The following is a 17,648-nucleotide window of genomic DNA, read 5'->3' on the forward strand; positions in this document are numbered from 1 at the left end:
TCCACCGCCGAGGCCTATTCCGATGGCTGGCTGGGCAAGACCAAGGTAGGGGAGCAGATGCTCAGCGTCTTTGACGCTGACTGCGTTACCCTCAACGGCTACATGGGGGCTGATAGCGTCAATCCCTTCCTCAAGACCTGCAAGGAGCTGGACAAGTGCGCCTTTATCCTGGCCAAGACCTCCAATCCCGGCTCCGGTGAGCTGCAAAATGTGGCCGCCGGCGACGGCGACACGGTGTACGGCCTGATGGCCGACCTCATCGAGAAGTGGGGCGCGGGTACCGAGGGCAAGTACGGCTATACCATGGCAGGCGCCGTGGCGGGCGCCACCCATCCTGACGAACTCAAGCAGATCCGGGCCAGGATGCCTCACACCTTCCTGCTGGTGCCCGGCTACGGAGCCCAGGGCGGCACCGCAGAGGACGTGCAGTATGCCTTCCAAAAGGATGGCCGCGGCGCCATCGTCAACTCCTCCCGGGGCATCATCTGTGCCTGGCAAAAGACCGGCAAGGACGGCATGGACTACCAGGAGGCCGCCCGCAATGCCGCTATTGCCATGCGGGACGATATCTGCCGGTTTACCACCATCGCGTAATTGGAGCGGCCTATGACAGAACAAGAGAGAGAGAAACAGGGTGTCCGTGAGGACGAGGTCAGCAAGTGGAAGATCGGCCAGCACCGGGAATGGAACTGGCAGCAGATTTTGCAGGAGCAGATCGCGGCCGGGTTGGTGGCAGCCGAACCTTTCCGTTGCCCCACTTGCGGGGAGACTCGCCGCAACCGGATCTGTCCGGTGTGCGGCAGCGTCATGGACCTCAAGACCATGACCGAGACCGTCCACGGGGACGAGTCTGCCAAATAAGTTGGAAATGAGGGATACCATGCCCATTGAACAGATCTGTACCATCGCGGAAGCGGTCAAACTGAACGCCTATGCCTATTCCTTCACCCTGGAGGTGGGGGATATGGTGACCCGCCACGGGCTGATGGCCGGTCAGTTCCTTCATATTGCCTGCGGGGAGGGTCTGCTCCTCCGCCGGCCCATCTCGGTTTGCATGGTTCAGCAGGAAGAGCCCCACGATACCGCCCGCATTGTCTTTGAGGTGCGGGGCGAGGGTACTCAGTGGCTGGCTGAACGCCAGGTGGGGGACAAGGTGAATGTGCTGGGTCCCCTGGGCAACGGCTTCGCCGTTGCCCCCAATGACCGGCTGCTGCTGGTGGGCGGCGGCATAGGCGTGCCCCCGCTGTTGGGCCAGGCTGCCTTTACTGCCAAAAACGCTACCGCCGTATTGGGCTTCCGCTCCGCCGACCGGGCCATGCTGGAGGAGGATTACCAGGATTACTGCGAGGCGGTTTACCTCTGCAGCGACGACGGTTCCCTGGGCCGCCACGGCTTTGTGGACGCCCAGTTGAAGGATATCCTTGAACAGGACAAAAACTTTACAGCTGTTCTGGCCTGCGGCCCCAAGCCCATGCTGAAGAACGTGGCCAAGGTGGCGGCCCGGTACGGTGTACCCTGCCAGGTCTCCCTGGAGGAGCGGATGGCCTGCGGCGTGGGGGCCTGCCTGGGGTGTGCTGTCCAGATGGCCGACGGCACCATGAAGCATGTCTGCAAGGATGGCCCGGTATTTGACGCCAAGGAGGTGGACTGGAATGTCTAAGGTGGATCTGTCTGTCGATCTGGTGGGCGTCAAACTGAAAAACCCGGTGGTTGTAGCCTCAGGTACCTTTGGTTTCGGCCGGGAGTACGGCCAGTTCTATAACCTGAATGAACTGGGCGGCATTTGCTGTAAGGGCCTTACACTTCACAGAAGAGAGGGCAATCCGCCCCCCCGTATCGCCGAGACCCCTATGGGCATCCTCAACTCTGTGGGCCTGCAAAACCCCGGCGTGGACGCTTTTATCCAGCATGAGCTGCCCGAGCTGAAGAAGCACGATCTGGCCATCATCGCCAATATCTCGGGCAATACCCCCGAGGAGTACGGTATTATGTGCGAGAAGCTGTCGGCGGCGGGGGTGGACATGATCGAGGTCAACATCTCCTGTCCCAACGTGAAGGCGGGGGGACTGGCCTACGGAACCAAACCGGAGCTGGCTGCCGAGGTCACCAAGATGGCCAAGAGTCACTCCACCGTTCCCGTGATGGTGAAGCTGTCCCCCAACGTAACCGACATTACTGAGATCGCCCGTGCGGTGGCCGATGCCGGAGCCGACGCCCTGTCCCTCATCAACACCCTGCGGGGAATGCGGATCGACATCAACACCCGCCGGCCCATTCTGAAGATGAACACCGGCGGCCTGTCCGGCCCCGCCGTGCTGCCGGTGGCGGTGCGGATGGTGTGGGAGGTGGCCTGTGCCGTGGACCTGCCCATCCTGGGCATGGGCGGCGTGGCCAAGGGAGAGGACGCGGCCCAGCTGATGCTGGCGGGCGCCTCCGCCGTGGCGGTGGGCACCGCCTGCTTCGCTGATCCCTATGCTCCCATCAAGGTGCGGGATGGCTTGTCAGCAATTGCTGCTGCCCAGGGCCTTGACAAGGTTTCTGGCTTGACAGGAAGCGTGCTGCCCTGGTAATGATTCTTTTATCCTGAGCCAAAGAGGGTGGGTACTGTGACAAAGGTATATATTATTCGCCACGCGGAGGCGGAGGGCAACCTGTATCGCCGGGTCCACGGTTGGTACAACAGCCTGATTACCGACAACGGCTATCGGCAGATTGCCGCGCTGCGGGGACGGTTTGCAGACGTACACATTGATGCGGTATACTCCAGCGATCTGTTCCGTACTATGACCACCGCCAAGGCTATCTATCCCAGCCACGGTTTGGAACTGCACACCACCCCCGCTCTGCGGGAGGTAGGCGTAGGGATTTGGGAAGACAGACCCTGGGGGGAGCTTGAGCGGCACGACGCCATGCAGCTGATCCGCTTTAACCATGCCGCGCCTGATTTCCAGGTGGAGGGGAGCGAGACCTTTGCCCAGGTTCAGACCCGGATGAAGGGTGCGGTGCTGGACATTGCCGCCAAGCATCCCGGTCAGACGGTGGCCCTGTTCTCCCACGGCTCAGCCATCCGCTGTCTCCAGGGTGCTATTCGGGGCCTGGGTCCCGGCGAGTTGGACAGCCTGAGCCACAGCGACAATACCGGCGTCACCTGCCTGGAGGTGGAGGGCGACCGAATCAACATAATCTATGAAAACGATAATTCCCATCTGCCTGAGGAGATTTCTACCCTGGCCAGCCAGAAGTGGTGGAAAGCCAGGGAGGGCAGTCTAGCTGATGCCAATATGTGGTTCCGCCCATTGAATCTGGAACGGGAAGAGGAGCGATATTTGGAGGCACGCCACGATGCCTGGGTGGACATCCATGGCAGTGGGGTTCCCTTTGATGGGGCGGGTTTCTGTCGGGATGCCGCAGCGTGCTGGAAACAGGACAAGGAGAAAGCCTTAACAGTAGCGATGCTGCGGGATCAGGTGGCCGGCGTGCTTCAGTTGGATCTGAATCGCTTTGCCGACCAGGGTGTGGGATACATTCCCTTTGTGTACATGACACCCCAGCACCGGAAAAAGGGACTGGGAGTCCAGCTGATCGGCCAGGCGGTGTCGGTGTTCCGTCCCCTGGGCCGTACCCGCCTGCGGCTGCGCTGTGCGCCTGAGAACGCGGTGGCCCAGCGATTCTACAAAAAGTATGGCTTTGAAAAGGTGGGGGAGGAGCAGGGCAGCGTGAAGCTGGATATTCTGGAAAAATACATTGGCTATGAGTCCAAGGACTGACTGAGGAACGATATGAATGGATTTTTACCCGTCTCTAAGGCGGATATGAAAAAGCGTGGTTGGGACGGGTACGACTTTCTAGTCATCACCGGCGACGCCTATGTGGATCACCCTACCTTCGGCTGCGCCATCATCTCCCGTGTGCTGGAGGCGGAGGGATACCGGGTGGCCATCCTCGCCCAGCCGGACTGGCGCAAGCTAGGATCCTTTACAGCTATGGGCCGGCCCAGGCTGGGGGTGATGCTGTCCGCCGGCAACCTGGACTCCATGGTGGCCCATTACACCGCCGCCCGGAAACGCCGGCATGACGACGCCTATTCCCCGGGCAATCAGGCGGGGCTGCGGCCCGACCGTGCTTCCATTGTATACGCCAATAAAGTGCGGGAGGCCTTTGGGGATATTCCCATTATCATCGGTGGGTTGGAGGCCTCTCTCCGCCGTTTTGCCCACTATGACTATTGGGAGGACAAGGTACGCCGGTCAGTACTCTTTGACAGCCAGGCCGACTTGCTGGTGTACGGCATGGGGGAGACTGCCACCCGGGAGATCGCTGCCCGTTTGGCCTCCGGTACCCCGGTAGGAGAGATCACTGATGTAAAGGGAACTGCCTTTATTGCAAAAGATCCCTCCGCCTGCGCCTATCCCAAGGTGGAGTGTCCCTCTTATGAGCAGGTGGCTGCCGACAAACGGCAGTATGCCGTGGCCAACCAGATCCAGTATGAGGAGCATGATCCGGTGCGTGGGAAGGCTATTCTCCAGCGGCATGGGGAGCGGCTGCTCATCGTCAATCCTCCCGCCATGCCTCTCACTACGGAGGAACTGGACTTTGTGGCCGAGTTGCCCTATGTCCGGGAACCCCACCCCATGTACGACGAGAGGGGGGGCGTACCCGCCATTGAGGAGGTACGCTTCTCTGTAGCCCACAACCGGGGGTGCTTCGGGGCCTGCAACTTCTGCTCTCTGGCCTTCCATCAGGGGCGGATCATTACCTCCCGCAGCCACGAGAGCGTGCTGAGAGAGGTGGAGGGGTTGACCCATCATCCCGGCTTCAAGGGCTATATCCACGACGTGGGCGGGCCTACCGCCAACTTCCGGCGGCCCGCCTGCAAAAAGCAGATGAAGGCGGGGCTGTGCCGGGGTAAAGCCTGCCTGGCCCCTGAGGCCTGTCCCAATCTGGACGCCGACCACACCGACTACCTGATGCTTCTGCGGAAGATCCGGGCGGTGCCGGGAGTAAAGAAGGTGTTCATCCGCTCTGGCATCCGGTTTGACTATATGCTCAAGGACAAGAGCGGGGAATTCTTTGCGGAGTTGGTAAAGTACCATGTGTCCGGTCAGCTGAAGGTGGCTCCCGAACACTGCGTCAACTCGGTGCTGGACTATATGGGCAAGCCCCATATCGAGGTGTACGAGAAATTCAAACGGAAGTACGAGTCCCTGAACCAGAAGTACGGCAAGGAGCAGTATCTGGTGCCTTATCTCATGTCCTCCCACCCTGGCTGTACGCTGAACGACGCGGTGGAGCTGGCCCAATGGCTCAACCGCACCGGGCGGCAGCCTGAGCAGGTTCAGGACTTCTATCCCACCCCAGGCACCCTGTCCACCTGCATGTACTATACCGGCATTGATCCCCGGACCATGCAGCCGGTGTATGTGCCCCGTGACCCCCATGAGAAGGCCATGCAGCGGGCCCTGATGCAGTGGAAACGGCCGGAGAAACGGGCGTTGGTGCGGGAGGCCCTCCACCGGGTCCACCGGGAGGACCTGATCGGCTTCGGCAAGGACTGCCTGCTGCGGCCGGAGAGATACGGCAAGCCTCAGGAGAACAAGCAGACCTCCAACCGGGGCAGAACCGGCAAGGGGAGTAAACCGGCGGCCCAGAAAGGCGCCAAGCCTCAGGCCAAGCCCGCCCGCAAGGCCGGTTGGGCGGTGGCCAAGCCCAAAAAGAATGCCCGGCCCCGCAAGGGGAGAGGATGACTAACACCCGGCAGAGTATCGGACTCTGCCGGGTGTTTTTTATTAAAGTCATAATACTATGCGGGAAAGGCATTGAAGCTTTCATGTGGAATTGGTATACTACACTCAAATACCCCATTTGGGGAGAGAAGAGAGGTTGTATGTCTGTGAAAAAACGCGTATTATCCCTGATGGCCGCGTTGGTGTTGATGCTGGGCCTGATCCCGGCCGCCTCCGCCGCCCAGCCTAATTTGGTCGTCACCATGCGGTACAACAGCCCCTGGTGCGTCATTGGCGACACCGTGACTCAGATCGACGAGACCAGCAGCGCGGTGGTGCTGATGGCCGAGAGCGGCCGCACCATGCTGCCCATCCGGCGCATGATCGAGGCCTTCGGTGGCACCGTGGAATGGGTGCAGGAGACCAACGGCGTGCGCTGTTCCCTTAATGGCACCTCGGTGGAGCTGGAGCTGGACTCCACCACTGCTCTGGTCAACGGGGAGCCGGTGACCATGGATGTCCCCATGCGGGCCAAAAACAACCGCACCTTCGTACCGATCCGCTTCGTCAGTGAAAATCTGGGCCTGACCGTGGAGTGGGAGGGTACCAACCAGATTGTTGTAGTGGCCAATGGCGAGCTGGACAAGAACAATCTGACCAGTCTGCCCCAGGTTCAGAAACTGGTGGAAAAGACTACCCCCAAAGAGGAGCCGGTGACACTCACCTCCAAGAGCTATACCCTGGCCTCTGGCACCGTCAGCGCCAACGTGATCTCCGTCAACATGAAGGACCCCCGTGTGAGCGTCAAATCGGTGCTGACCAACGGCAAGCTGAACGCTCCCCAGAGTTTTCAGAGTATTACCGCCAGCTCCGGGGCGGTGGCGGTCATCAACGGCAACTTCTTTGAGAGCCAAAAGACCATCCAGGACCCCATCGGCCACCTGATGGTAAACGGCCAGTTTATGTACGCCAGCTCCGGACTGTCCTCTCTGGGCATCACCGACTCCAACGAGATGCGCTATGGCCGGCCCCCGGTCTTTGTGCGGATCGAAACAGTGGATGGCGGCGCCTACCGCTGGTGGGATGCCTACGAGGTCAACATGCTCAAGCAGTTCAGCGGCCAGGCGGTACTCTACACCCCCGCCCGGGGCACCTCCTTCCAGGTTACCTATCCCGGGTCCGCCCTGACCGTGGTCAACAACGTGACTACTAGCTTCCAGATGGTATCCGCCGGCCAGACGGTGTCCATCCCTGCCAACGGCTATGTACTCTACTCCAGCGACACCGTGACCAACTACGACTTTTTCAACCAGTTTGAGGCGGGACGCACCGTGGCCCTGCGCCCCTATCTGCATAAGGACGACGAGGAAGGCTTTGATCTGACCGGCGTGCAGACCATTGTGTCCGGTTCCCCCCGGCTGGTGAAGGACGGTGTCAAATATACCGGCCTGGATGACGGCTTCAAAGAGGCCCGTTTTACCACCGCTGTTACCCCCCGCACCGCCGTGGGCACCACCGAGGACGGCAAGCTGCTGCTGGTCAATGTGAAGGCCGCCACCATCGAGCAGATGCGGGATCTCATGCTGGCCCTGGGCTGTGTGGATGCCATCAATCTGGACGGCGGCGCCTCCGCCGCTATGTACTACAACGGCCAGACCCTGGCCGCCCCCGGACGTAACCTGACCTCTACACTTCAGGTCTTTGTGTCCGAGTCCTAATACCGCATCTCCAATCACCCGACCCGCCACGATGGCGGGCCGGGTGATTTTTCTGCTTGACAAAACAGATCAGATGAATTACCATAAACACATCAAAAATATTTGATGTGAGGTGAGGTATGTGGACGGGATGCACCGACGCAACGCCCGGATCTTTAAAGCTCTGAGCGATCCCAAACGGCTGGCCATTTTGGAACTGCTGCGAAGCGGAGAGAAGTGCGCCTGTGTGCTGATGGATCAGTTGGATCTTGGACAGTCGGCGGTATCCTATCACATGAAGATCCTGTGCCAGTCCGGCCTGGTGGACAGCAGGCAGGAAGGGAAGTGGACCCATTATCGGCTCAGTCCTACGGGATGTTCTTCCGCGCTCTGCCTGCTGGAGCAGCTGATCACGCCGGCGCAGTAGCAGGCCGCTTTTTCATACACAATACATCAAAAAATTTTGATGTGAATGAGGGGAATTTTTATGGACGTACTTTCTGCCGTGTGGCAGTTTTTTCAGGAGCAGGTGCTTGGCATGAGCTGGCTGAACCAGCTGGTGGGACAGGGGCTCCAGGCGTTGGGGCTGGACCTGGCCTCCCGCTGGGGCGGCAGCCTGCACTTCTTTCTCTATGATGTCATCAAAATCACGATCTTACTCTGCACATTGATTTTTTTGATTTCATATGTGCAAAGCTACTTTCCGCCGGAGCGCAGCCGCCGCATTCTGGGCCGTTTTCACGGAATCTGGGCCAATATGCTGTCCGCGTTGTTGGGGACGGTGACGCCCTTTTGCTCCTGTTCCTCCATTCCACTATTTATGGGCTTTACCAGTGCGGGATTGCCCATTGGTGTGACCTTTTCGTTTTTGATCTCGTCCCCAATGGTTGATCTGGGCAGCCTGGTGCTGCTGATGAGTGTCTTTGGTGCGAAAGTGGCGGCAATTTATGTAGTCGTGGGCCTGGTCATAGCAGTAGTGGGGGGGACTCTGCTGGAAAAGCTGGGCATGGAACGATATGTGGAGGACTTTGTGCGTCATGCCGCCGTGCTGGATACCGGGGATCACGCCCCCACCTGCCGGGAAAGACTGGGCTATGCCAAAGGGCAGATGGTTGCCACCTTCCGCAAGGTCTTTCCCTATGTTCTGATAGGAGTCGGCATTGGCGCGCTGATCCACAATTGGCTGCCGGAAAGTTGGATCGAGGGAATTTTGGGCGACGGCAATCCTTTGGGCGTGGTGCTTGCCACACTGGTAGGGGTTCCGATGTATGCTGATATCTTCGGCACCATCCCCATTGCAGAGGCTCTGCTTTCCAAGGGCGCCCAGCTGGGTACCATCCTGTCATTCATGATGGCGGTTACCACGCTGAGTCTGCCCTCCCTCATTATGCTGCGCAAGGCGGTGAAGCCGAAATTGCTGGCGGCCTTCATTGCCGTTTGTACGGTGGGGATCATAATGGTGGGGTATCTGTTCAATGCCATTGCATTTATGATTTTATAAGGAGGAAATCAATATGGGACTGTTTGGCAAGAAAAAAGGAACGGAAGAGCATTCTGATGCGCCGGTGAAGATACTGGGCTCCGGGTGCGCCAAATGTAATGCCCTGGAGGAGACCACCCGGCAGGCCCTGGCTCAGCTGGGCCTGGATGTGGAAGTGGGCCACGTCACCGATTTCAGTCAGATCGCAGCCTATGGGGTCATGACGATCCCTGCGCTGGTGGTAGACGGTAAGGTACTGTCCGCAGGCCGCACGCTGACCAAAAACGAAGCTGTGGAACTGATCAAACAAGCCAAAGGACTGTGAAAACAGCAGCAGGGCCTGCCCGTTTACAGCGGGCAGGCCCTGTTTCTTACTTGACAACCTATACCCCTATGGGTATAATGAAAACGAAATACCTATGGGGGTATAGGAGGTGCCTGGTGTGAAGAAGCTGGAAGCCCTGCTGGAGTGGGGCGGAGTGCGGAAAGATATCATTTTGCTGGTTCTGTCAGGGGCGGCGCTGTTGGTGAGCATTTTGTGGGGGGAGCGGCTGCTGGCTGATCCGGCCTGGGTGGCCATTGTGCTGTGCGGCCTGCCCATTCTTTTGGAGGCGTTTATTGGGCTGGTCACCGCCTTTGACATCAAGGCGGATGTGCTGGTTTCCATCGCGCTGGTGGCCTCAGTGGTCATTGGGGAGGACTTTGCTGCCGGAGAGGTGGCCTTCATTATGCAGTTGGGGGCCTTGCTGGAGGATCTGACGGTGGCCCGGGCCAGGGCAGGCATCGAGAAGCTGGTGAAGCTGACGCCCCGCACCGCTCGGCGTGTCACGGAGCGCGGGGAAGCGGTGGTGCCGGCGGAGGAGATCCGCGTAGGTGAGCTGCTGCGGGTGCTGCCCGGCGAGACCATCCCGGTGGATGGTATCGTGCGGGAGGGCCGTACGTCGGTGGATCAGGCGGTGATGACCGGTGAGTCGCTGCCGGTGGACAAGGCACCGGGGGATCAGGTGTCCAGCGGTACGGTAAACCAGTATGGAGCTTTTACGATGGAGGCAACCCGGGTGGGAGAGGACAGCTCCATCCAGCGCATGGTGCGGCTGGTCCAGTCGGCGGATGCGGGCAAAGCCAAGATCGTGGGGATGGCAGACCGGTGGGCCACCTGGATCGTAGTCGCCGCCCTGTCCGCAGCCGCCATCACCGGCTTTGCCACTGGAGAGCTGATCCGGGCGGTGACCATTCTGGTGGTATTCTGCCCTTGCGCACTGGTATTGGCTACCCCCACCGCTATCATGGCGGCCATCGGGAATGCCACCCGACACGGATTTCTGGTACGGGAAGGGGATGCCCTGGAGCGGCTTGCGAGCGTACACTGTGTGGCGTTTGACAAGACGGGTACATTGACTTTGGGCCGATTGCGGGTGACGGGCGTTTTGCCGCAGAATGGGTATCAGGAAGACCAGGTTTGGGCGTATACTATGGGGTTGGAGGCATGGTCGGAGCATCCATTGGGCAAAGCGATCCTAACAGATGGCAAAGCCCGCCATACCGGTCCGATTCCGTCGGGGCATGAGATAGTAATTTTGCCTGGCCTTGGATTGCGTGGGGAGATAGAAGGGAAAACCATGTGGGCGGGCAATCTTGCTCTGATGGAGCAACTGGGCGTCACATTGCAGCCGGAGGCCGAGGCCTTTGCCGGCGCACGGCAGAAAGAAGGGTGTACCCTGATTTATCTCGCAGAGAAAGACGGGCTGATAGGAATGCTGGCTCTGGCTGACACGTTGCGGCCCGATGCGGCGGATACCGTTGGGGAGATACTTGCCTCCGGTGTTCAGCCCATACTGCTGACGGGAGACCACTCCAGTGCGGCTGCGCATATTGCCGGGCAATTGGGCATCCGGGAGGTCAGAGCCGAATGCCGCCCCGAGGATAAACTCAACTGGGTTGCCAGCACCCAAAGCCAGGGAAATCCGGTGTGCATGATCGGTGATGGGATCAATGACGCACCTGCCCTGCGGCGGGCAATGGTTGGGATCGCTATGGGAGGCGTAGGCAGCGATATTGCTGTGGATGCCGCAGATATTGCCCTGGTGGGGGACGATCTTCGGGAATTGCCCCATCTGCTGCGGCTGGCCAGGCGAATGCTGTTTACCATCAAATGTAATCTGACCTTTTCCATGACGCTGAATTTTGCGGCCATTCTCCTGGCTGTCACCGGTATTTTAAATCCGGTGGTGGGCGCGCTGGTTCACAACGCGGGCTCAGTAGTGGTTATCGTCAATTCCGCGCTTCTGCTGCGTTGGAGAGGACGGGGCGCAGCGTGACAAAATAAGTCCCGGATGCGGCCTGGAAAGGCCGCATCCGGGACTTTTGACATTTTCTACAGAATAAGAAGGAGAGATTAAGAATAATTTGAAAAACTTTAGCCTAACCTCTATGCAAAAATGGAAAACTATATTAAAATAGGATAGCATGATTTTCCGAAAAGGGGTTGAACATATGAGCGAACCGCAGTTTAAGCGGATCCTTCTGAAGGTCAGCGGGGAGGCTCTGGCCGGGGAGGCCAGCCGCGGACTGGATTTTGATGTCATCGGCAGCGTGTGCGACGTAATTAAAAAATGCGTGAAGGCCGGTGTTCAGGTGGGCATCGTGGTAGGCGGCGGCAACTTCTGGCGGGGCGTGAAGGACGGCGGCGACCGAATGGAGCGCACCCGCGCCGACCACATGGGGATGCTGGCCACTACCATTAACGCTTTGGCCGTTGCCGACGTGCTGGAGCAGAAGGGCGTGGACGTGCGGGTACAGACCGCCATTGAGATGCGCTCCATTGCCGAGCCTTACATCCGCTCCAAAGCCATCCGGCATATGGAGAAGGGGAGAGTAGTTATTTTTGGCTGCGGTACCGGCAATCCTTTCTTTTCTACTGATACGGCGGCGGTATTGCGGGCGGCGGAGATCGACGCCGACGCCATCCTGCTGGCCAAGAACATCGACGGGGTCTATTCCGCCGATCCCAGAAAGGACCCCACTGCGGTGAAGTACGACACCATTACCTATGACGATGTGCTGGCTCAGCACCTGGAGGTGATGGATTCCACCGCCACGTCCCTGTCCATGGACAATAAGATCCCGGTGATCCTGTTTGCGCTCAAGGACCCCGAAAATATTCTGCGTGTGGTTATGGGTGAAAAAATCGGAACCATCGTCAAGGAGGAACCGTGAAATGAAGGAACTCAATAAGGAATTTGACGCCAAGATGAAAAAGACCATCGACGTAGTCATGAGTGATTTCGCCAGCGTCCGGGCCGGCCGCGCCAACGCTGCTGTACTGGACAAGATCACGGTGGACTACTACGGTGCCCCTACCCCCCTGAATCAGGTGGCGGCCATCTCCTCTCCCGATCCTCGTTCCCTGATGATCCAGCCCTGGGACGGTACCCTGTTGAAGGCTATTGAGAAGGCCATCCAGACCTCCGATCTGGGTATCAATCCTCAAAATGACGGCCGGGTGATCCGCCTGTCCTTCCCTCAGCTTACCGAGGAACGCCGCAAGGAACTGACCAAGCAGGTAAAGAAGTATGGGGAAAACGGCAAGGTGGCTATCCGCAACATCCGCCGGGACGCAATGGAAAAGTTCAAGGCCCAGGAGAAGAAGGGCGAGATGACCGAGGACGACCGGAAAGACTATGAGAAGGAACTTCAGGATCTCACCGACAAGCGGTGCAAGGAGATCGATGAACTGACCGCCAAGAAAGAAGCGGAACTGATGGCGGTATAACACCAAAAGAAAGACGCGGTGCGGGATACGGAGTGTGTCCCGCACTGGTGTCGTATAGGCGGGTTGAACAATGGCAATATTCAGACCGAAGGCGGAGCAGGCGCAGGTTGATTTCAACAACCTGCCCCGCCACGTGGCGATTATCATGGACGGCAACGGCCGCTGGGCCAGACGCCGGGGGCTGCCCCGTACAGCTGGCCACGCCGCTGGGGCGGAGACCTTCCGTACCATCGCAACTTACTGCCAGAAGATCGGGCTGGAGTATCTGACGGTGTATGCCTTTTCCACGGAAAATTGGAAGCGCCCACTTGAGGAGGTTTCCGCAATCATTGGATTACTGAAGAAGTATCTTCTGGAGTCTATTGAGAAGATGGAACGGGACAAGATCCGGCTCCACTTTTTTGGGAACCTGGATGCCCTACCGGCAGAGCTGCGGGAACTGACCCAACGCACCGACGATATTTCCACCCATTATGAAGGAATGCAGGTCAATGTGTGCTTCAACTACGGCGGTCGGGACGAGATCGTCCGGGCGGCCCAGGCCTTTGCAGCGGACTGTGCGGCGGGGAAGAAGGATCCTGCCCAGCTGACAGAGGAGGTCTTCTCCGGCTACCTCTATTCCGCAGGGGTGCCTGATCCCGATTTGGTGATCCGCCCCAGCGGAGAGATTCGGATCTCTAACTTCCTGCTGTGGCAGTCGGCCTATGCGGAATACTATTATACCGATGTATTGTGGCCCGATTTCAATAAGGAAGAGCTGCATAAGGCGCTGGCGGCCTATCAGAGCCGCTCCCGCCGCTATGGAGGTGTCTGAGTGGTCAAGCGAATCATGGTGGCGGTGGTCTGTATCCCGCTGCTGGCAGTGGCGGTGTACGGCGTTTCGCCGGTCTATCCGGTCATTTTGCCCATTCTGGTGGCCGGATTGTCTATGATCGCGGTGCATGAGGTGCTGTGGTCCACCGGGTTTCTTAAGCATGCCAGGATTTCGGGCTACTCTATCATCCTGGCCGGTCTGATTCCTTTCTGGGTCTATTACAATGGAAAACTGACGCCTGCCCTGGCTGGGCTGTTCCTCTATATGGTTCTTCTCTTTGGAGAAGCCATTGCCAGCCATAAACGCATTACCCTGGAAAAGATGGGTGGCGCCTTCTTCCTCAGCGTGCTGATCCCCTTCTTTTTGTCCTCACTGCTGCGGATACGGCTGATGGAACACTGGATGGCACTCATTGTGCTGCCCTTTGAGGTGGCCTTCCTCAGCGATGCCTTCGCCCTCTTCGCAGGCATGGCCTTCGGCAAACACAAGCTGGCACCTGAACTCTCCCCCAAAAAAACGGTGGAGGGAGCCATAGGCGGTTTTGCCGGCGCCATTGTGTGTACTGTGATCTACGGCGTGGTACTTCAGTTTGGCTTTTCCATGCAGGTCAATTATCTGTACCTTGTGATCTACGGCGCTCTGGGCAGCATCGTCTCCCAGTTGGGTGACCTGTCCTTTTCCTATATCAAGCGGGAATACGGCATCAAGGATTTCGGGAATATTTTCCCCGGCCACGGCGGCGTACTGGATCGCTTTGACAGCATGATCTTCTGCGCCCCTCTGATCGAACTGCTGATCCAATTCCTGCCCGCTGTGGGAGGCTGAACGCATGAGCAACTGCATTTCTTTACTGGGTTCTACCGGCTCCATCGGGCGGCAGTCACTGCAAGTGATTGCCGCCTGTGGCATGACTGTGGCCGCATTGACCGCCAACCGGGATGTGAAGCGGATGGAGGAACAATGCCGCCGGTTCCGGCCCAGACTGGCGGTGATGATGGACCCTGCTGCTGCCGCCGACCTGCGGACCTGTCTGGCTGATACTGACATCCGGGTAGCCTCCGGATCTGATGGGCTGGTGGAAGCCGCCGCGCTGCCTGAGGCGGATACCGTCCTGACTGCCGTAGTAGGTATGGTGGGGCTGGTTCCCACCCTGGCGGCTGTCCGGCAGGGCAAGCGTATTGCCCTGGCCAATAAGGAGACCCTGGTATGCGCCGGAGAACTGGTGATGGAGTGTGCGGACCAATATGGCGCGGAGATCGTGCCGGTGGATTCGGAGCATTCCGCGATTTTCCAGTGTCTTCAGGGCAGTAAGGATCGGGGAGAGGTACGCCGCCTTATCCTCACTGCCTCCGGCGGCCCCTTCTGGGGCTGGGAGAAGGAGGCCATTGCCACCGCCACGGTGGAGCAGGCTCTGAACCATCCCAACTGGTCCATGGGGGCCAAGATCACTGTGGACTCCGCTACCCTGATGAACAAGGGGCTGGAGTTCATCGAGGCCATGCGGCTCTATCGGATGCCGCCGGAGAAAATCTCCATTGTGATCCATAGAGAGAGCATTATCCACTCCCTGGTGGAATACTGTGATAACGCGGTGCTGGCCCAGCTGGGAGTGCCCGACATGCGCCTGCCCATCCAGTACGCCCTGACCTGGCCGGCCCGTACTGAGGCGGTGGCAAAGCCCCTGGACCTGCTGACCTGTCCGCCGCTGACCTTCCACGCTCCGGACTATGAGGCGTTCCCCTGCCTGTCTCTGGCCCTGGAGGCCGCTAAAACCGGCGGCACCGCCACCGCCATTCTCAACGGCGCCAATGAGGCGGCGGTAGGGCTGTTCCTGGCGGGAAAGATCTCTTTTGGAGACATCGCCAAGCGGGTGGAGCGGGCTTTAGCCGGGGTGCCGGTGATCCAGTCTCCCACGCTGGAGGATGTGTTGGAGGCTGACAGCGCCGCCCGTGAACTTGCGGGCAAGTAATCTGAGTTTGAGGTGTCTATGAACGTACTTTCCATTGTGTTGACCATTCTGCTTTTTGGGTTCCTGATCGCAATTCATGAATTTGGCCATTTCATTGCCGCCAAGTTCATGGGGGTGAAGGTGAACGAGTTTGCCATCGGTATGGGTCCCAAACTGCTGTCAAAAGAGAAGGGCGAAACGGTATACAGCTTGCGGGCCTTCCCCATTGGCGGATTCTGCGCAATGGAGGGGGAGGGCGAATCCTCCGATGACCCCAGGGCCTTCGGTAACAAGGCCGGCTGGAAGCGGCTTATTATCCTGGTGGCCGGTGCGTTCATGAACTTTCTGACCGGTGTGGTGTTGATCCTCGTTATCATGGCCCTGGCGGGCAGCCCGTCCATGCCGGTAGTCACCGGCTTCATGGCGGGGGCGGAGGATATCGTCCAGACCGGCCTTCAGCCCGGGGACCAGTTCTACTCCATCGACGGACACCGCATTTACTTCAACAACGACGCCTTTATCTTCCTGGAGCGGGCGGGGGAGCAGGTGGACGTGGTGGTGCTGCGGGACGGCGAGAAGGTGGATCTGGGCACCATTGACCTGCCCTACCGGCAGCTTACCGATGAAAACGGCAATCAGGTCATGAAGCGGGGTATCTATATGGGCCAGTTTCAGGAGGATACCCCTCTGACCCTGCTGCGGAACACCTGGTACCAGGCGGTGGATTATGTCCGCATGGTATGGATGGGCCTGGGCGATCTGATTACCGGTGCGGTGGGCCTGAACGACATGTCCGGCGTCATCGGCATTGTGGCGGTGGCGGGGGACGTGGGCCAGGCAGGCGCCGCGGCGGCAGGAATGTTCGGTCTGCTCATCAACATTCTGGACTTTATTGCCCTGATCGCCATCAACCTGGCGGTGATGAACCTGCTGCCCATCCCGGCGCTGGACGGCGGACAGATCCTCTTTGTCTTCGTAGGCGGTATTTATCGCCTGATTACCAAAAAGAAAATGAACGAAAAGTATCTGGGTTATGTGAATGCCGTGGGCTTTTTCTGCCTCATTGCTTTAATGGTGGTGGTGGCGGTCAACGATGTGATCAAGCTGTTTTAGCGGGAGGTATACCAATGACCAGACAGATTCTTGTGGGCGGCGTCCCGGTGGGCGGCGGCGCTCCGGTCACCATTCAATCCATGACCAATACCCGTACCGATGACGTGGCAGCCACGGTGAATCAGATCCTCCGTCTGGAGGAGGCGGGCTGCCAGATCATCCGGGTAGCGGTACCCGATCTGGCGGCGGCCAAGGCTGTGGGGGCTATCAAAGCCCGTATTCATATCCCGCTGGTGGTGGATATTCACTTTGACTATAAGCTGGCCCTGGCCTGCGTGGAGGAGGGCTGTGACGCGGTGCGCATCAACCCCGGTAACATCGGCGGGGAGGACCGGGTGAAGGCAGTGGCGGAAGCCTGTAAAGCAAGAAGCCTTCCCATCCGAATCGGCGTCAACGGCGGCTCCCTGGAGAAGCCGCTGCTGGCCAAGTACGGCGGGGTAACTCCCGAGGCCCTGGTGGAGTCCGCCTTTGGCCACATCGCTCTGCTGGAGCAGTACGACTTCCATGATATCTGTGTCTCTCTCAAGTCTTCATCGGTAGTCACCACGATGGCGGCCTATAGGCTGATGAGTGAGAAAAGCGAATACCCTTTACACCTCGGCGTTACAGAGACAGGCACCACCCGTATGGGTACCATCAAATCCGCCATCGGCATTGGGGGCCTGCTGGCTCTGGGCATCGGTGACACCTTGCGGGTATCCCTGTCCGCCGACCCGGTGGAGGAGGTATACGCCGCCCGGGATATCCTGAAGGCCCTGGGTATGGCGGAAAACGAGCCGGATCTGGTGTCCTGTCCCACCTGCGGCCGCACCCGTATTGACCTGATCGGTCTGGCCCATCAGGTGGAGGAGCGGCTTAAAAAAGTACACAAGCCCATTACCGTGGCAGTAATGGGGTGCGTGGTCAACGGCCCCGGCGAAGCCGCCGCCGCCGACGTGGGCATTGCCGGCGGGCAGGGAGAGGGGCTTCTGTTCCGCAAGGGCGAGATTGTGAAGAAAGTCCCCCAGGAGCAGCTGGTGGACGAGCTGTTTACCCTGATCGACCAACTGTAAAGCAGGAGCGTGTCCTATGCCTGAAGCACAAAAGATCCCATTTTTAAAA

General features: G+C 58.9%; 18 protein-coding genes. All 18 read left to right on the top strand.

From position 1 onward, the window contains the following. Window positions 1-594, top strand: a 594-nt coding sequence (gene pyrF, locus Q0K43_RS05905; RefSeq protein WP_297289639.1) for an orotidine-5'-phosphate decarboxylase, incomplete at its 5' end; no start/stop codon positions are given. A gap of 12 nt (window positions 595-606) precedes the next feature. Beyond that, on the top strand, window positions 607-861 hold the full coding sequence (locus Q0K43_RS05910) for a hypothetical protein (RefSeq protein WP_297289640.1): 255 nt from the start codon (window positions 607-609) through the stop codon (window positions 859-861). 19 nt (window positions 862-880) lie between these two features. After that, window positions 881-1,660 (top strand): dihydroorotate dehydrogenase electron transfer subunit, encoded by a 780-nt coding sequence (locus Q0K43_RS05915; protein ID WP_297289641.1) that lies wholly within the window; start codon window positions 881-883, stop codon window positions 1,658-1,660. Continuing rightward, complete coding sequence (locus Q0K43_RS05920) at window positions 1,653-2,570, top strand: dihydroorotate dehydrogenase (RefSeq protein ID WP_297289642.1); 918 nt, start codon at window positions 1,653-1,655, stop codon at window positions 2,568-2,570. Before Q0K43_RS05915 ends, Q0K43_RS05920 begins: the two co-directional genes overlap by 8 nt. Window positions 2,571-2,606: 36 nt before the next feature. Further along, window positions 2,607-3,767, top strand: a complete 1,161-nt coding sequence (locus Q0K43_RS05925) for a bifunctional histidine phosphatase family protein/GNAT family N-acetyltransferase (protein ID WP_297289643.1) — start codon at window positions 2,607-2,609, stop codon at window positions 3,765-3,767. 12 nt (window positions 3,768-3,779) lie between these two features. Continuing rightward, window positions 3,780-5,744: a YgiQ family radical SAM protein gene (locus tag Q0K43_RS05930; RefSeq protein ID WP_297289644.1), complete on the top strand. Its 1,965-nt coding sequence runs from the start codon at window positions 3,780-3,782 to the stop codon at window positions 5,742-5,744. Between the two features lie 146 nt (window positions 5,745-5,890). Beyond that, window positions 5,891-7,441, top strand: coding sequence for a phosphodiester glycosidase family protein (locus Q0K43_RS05935; RefSeq protein WP_297289645.1), 1,551 nt, complete (start codon window positions 5,891-5,893; stop codon window positions 7,439-7,441). 130 nt (window positions 7,442-7,571) lie between these two features. Further along, window positions 7,572-7,847, top strand: coding sequence for an ArsR/SmtB family transcription factor (locus Q0K43_RS05940; RefSeq protein WP_297289656.1), 276 nt, complete (start codon window positions 7,572-7,574; stop codon window positions 7,845-7,847). 60 nt (window positions 7,848-7,907) lie between these two features. Beyond that, window positions 7,908-8,921, top strand: a complete 1,014-nt coding sequence (locus Q0K43_RS05945) for a permease (RefSeq protein WP_297289646.1) — start codon at window positions 7,908-7,910, stop codon at window positions 8,919-8,921. 13 nt (window positions 8,922-8,934) lie between these two features. Beyond that, window positions 8,935-9,225 (top strand): thioredoxin family protein, encoded by a 291-nt coding sequence (locus Q0K43_RS05950; protein ID WP_297289647.1) that lies wholly within the window; start codon window positions 8,935-8,937, stop codon window positions 9,223-9,225. Window positions 9,226-9,343: 118 nt separating this feature from the next. After that, the gene (locus Q0K43_RS05955; RefSeq protein WP_297289648.1) at window positions 9,344-11,218 is read left to right on the top strand and encodes a heavy metal translocating P-type ATPase; all 1,875 of its coding nucleotides are present in this window, start codon (window positions 9,344-9,346) and stop codon (window positions 11,216-11,218) included. Between the two features lie 175 nt (window positions 11,219-11,393). Further along, window positions 11,394-12,116 (top strand): UMP kinase, encoded by a 723-nt coding sequence (gene pyrH / locus Q0K43_RS05960; RefSeq protein ID WP_297289649.1) that lies wholly within the window; start codon window positions 11,394-11,396, stop codon window positions 12,114-12,116. Between the two features lies 1 nt (window position 12,117). Then, window positions 12,118-12,672, top strand: a complete 555-nt coding sequence (gene frr, locus Q0K43_RS05965; RefSeq protein ID WP_297289650.1) for a ribosome recycling factor — start codon at window positions 12,118-12,120, stop codon at window positions 12,670-12,672. A gap of 70 nt (window positions 12,673-12,742) precedes the next feature. Next, on the top strand, window positions 12,743-13,486 hold the full coding sequence (locus tag Q0K43_RS05970) for an isoprenyl transferase (RefSeq protein ID WP_297289651.1): 744 nt from the start codon (window positions 12,743-12,745) through the stop codon (window positions 13,484-13,486). Beyond that, entirely contained in the window at window positions 13,487-14,311 is an 825-nt protein-coding gene (locus tag Q0K43_RS05975; protein ID WP_297289652.1) for a phosphatidate cytidylyltransferase, read from the top strand. A gap of 4 nt (window positions 14,312-14,315) precedes the next feature. Beyond that, window positions 14,316-15,455: a 1-deoxy-D-xylulose-5-phosphate reductoisomerase gene (locus tag Q0K43_RS05980; RefSeq protein ID WP_297289653.1), complete on the top strand. Its 1,140-nt coding sequence runs from the start codon at window positions 14,316-14,318 to the stop codon at window positions 15,453-15,455. Window positions 15,456-15,473: 18 nt separating this feature from the next. Continuing rightward, window positions 15,474-16,547 carry a M50 family metallopeptidase gene (locus Q0K43_RS05985; RefSeq protein WP_297289654.1) on the top strand — a complete coding sequence of 358 codons (1,074 nt, stop codon included), beginning with the start codon at window positions 15,474-15,476 and terminating at the stop codon, window positions 16,545-16,547. Between the two features lie 14 nt (window positions 16,548-16,561). Continuing rightward, on the top strand, window positions 16,562-17,599 hold the full coding sequence (gene ispG / locus Q0K43_RS05990; protein WP_297289655.1) for a flavodoxin-dependent (E)-4-hydroxy-3-methylbut-2-enyl-diphosphate synthase: 1,038 nt from the start codon (window positions 16,562-16,564) through the stop codon (window positions 17,597-17,599). Window positions 17,600-17,648: the final 49 nt, after the last annotated feature.

It is taken from the genome of uncultured Flavonifractor sp., from assembly GCF_944383115.1.
Taxonomy (GTDB): domain Bacteria; phylum Bacillota; class Clostridia; order Oscillospirales; family Oscillospiraceae; genus Flavonifractor.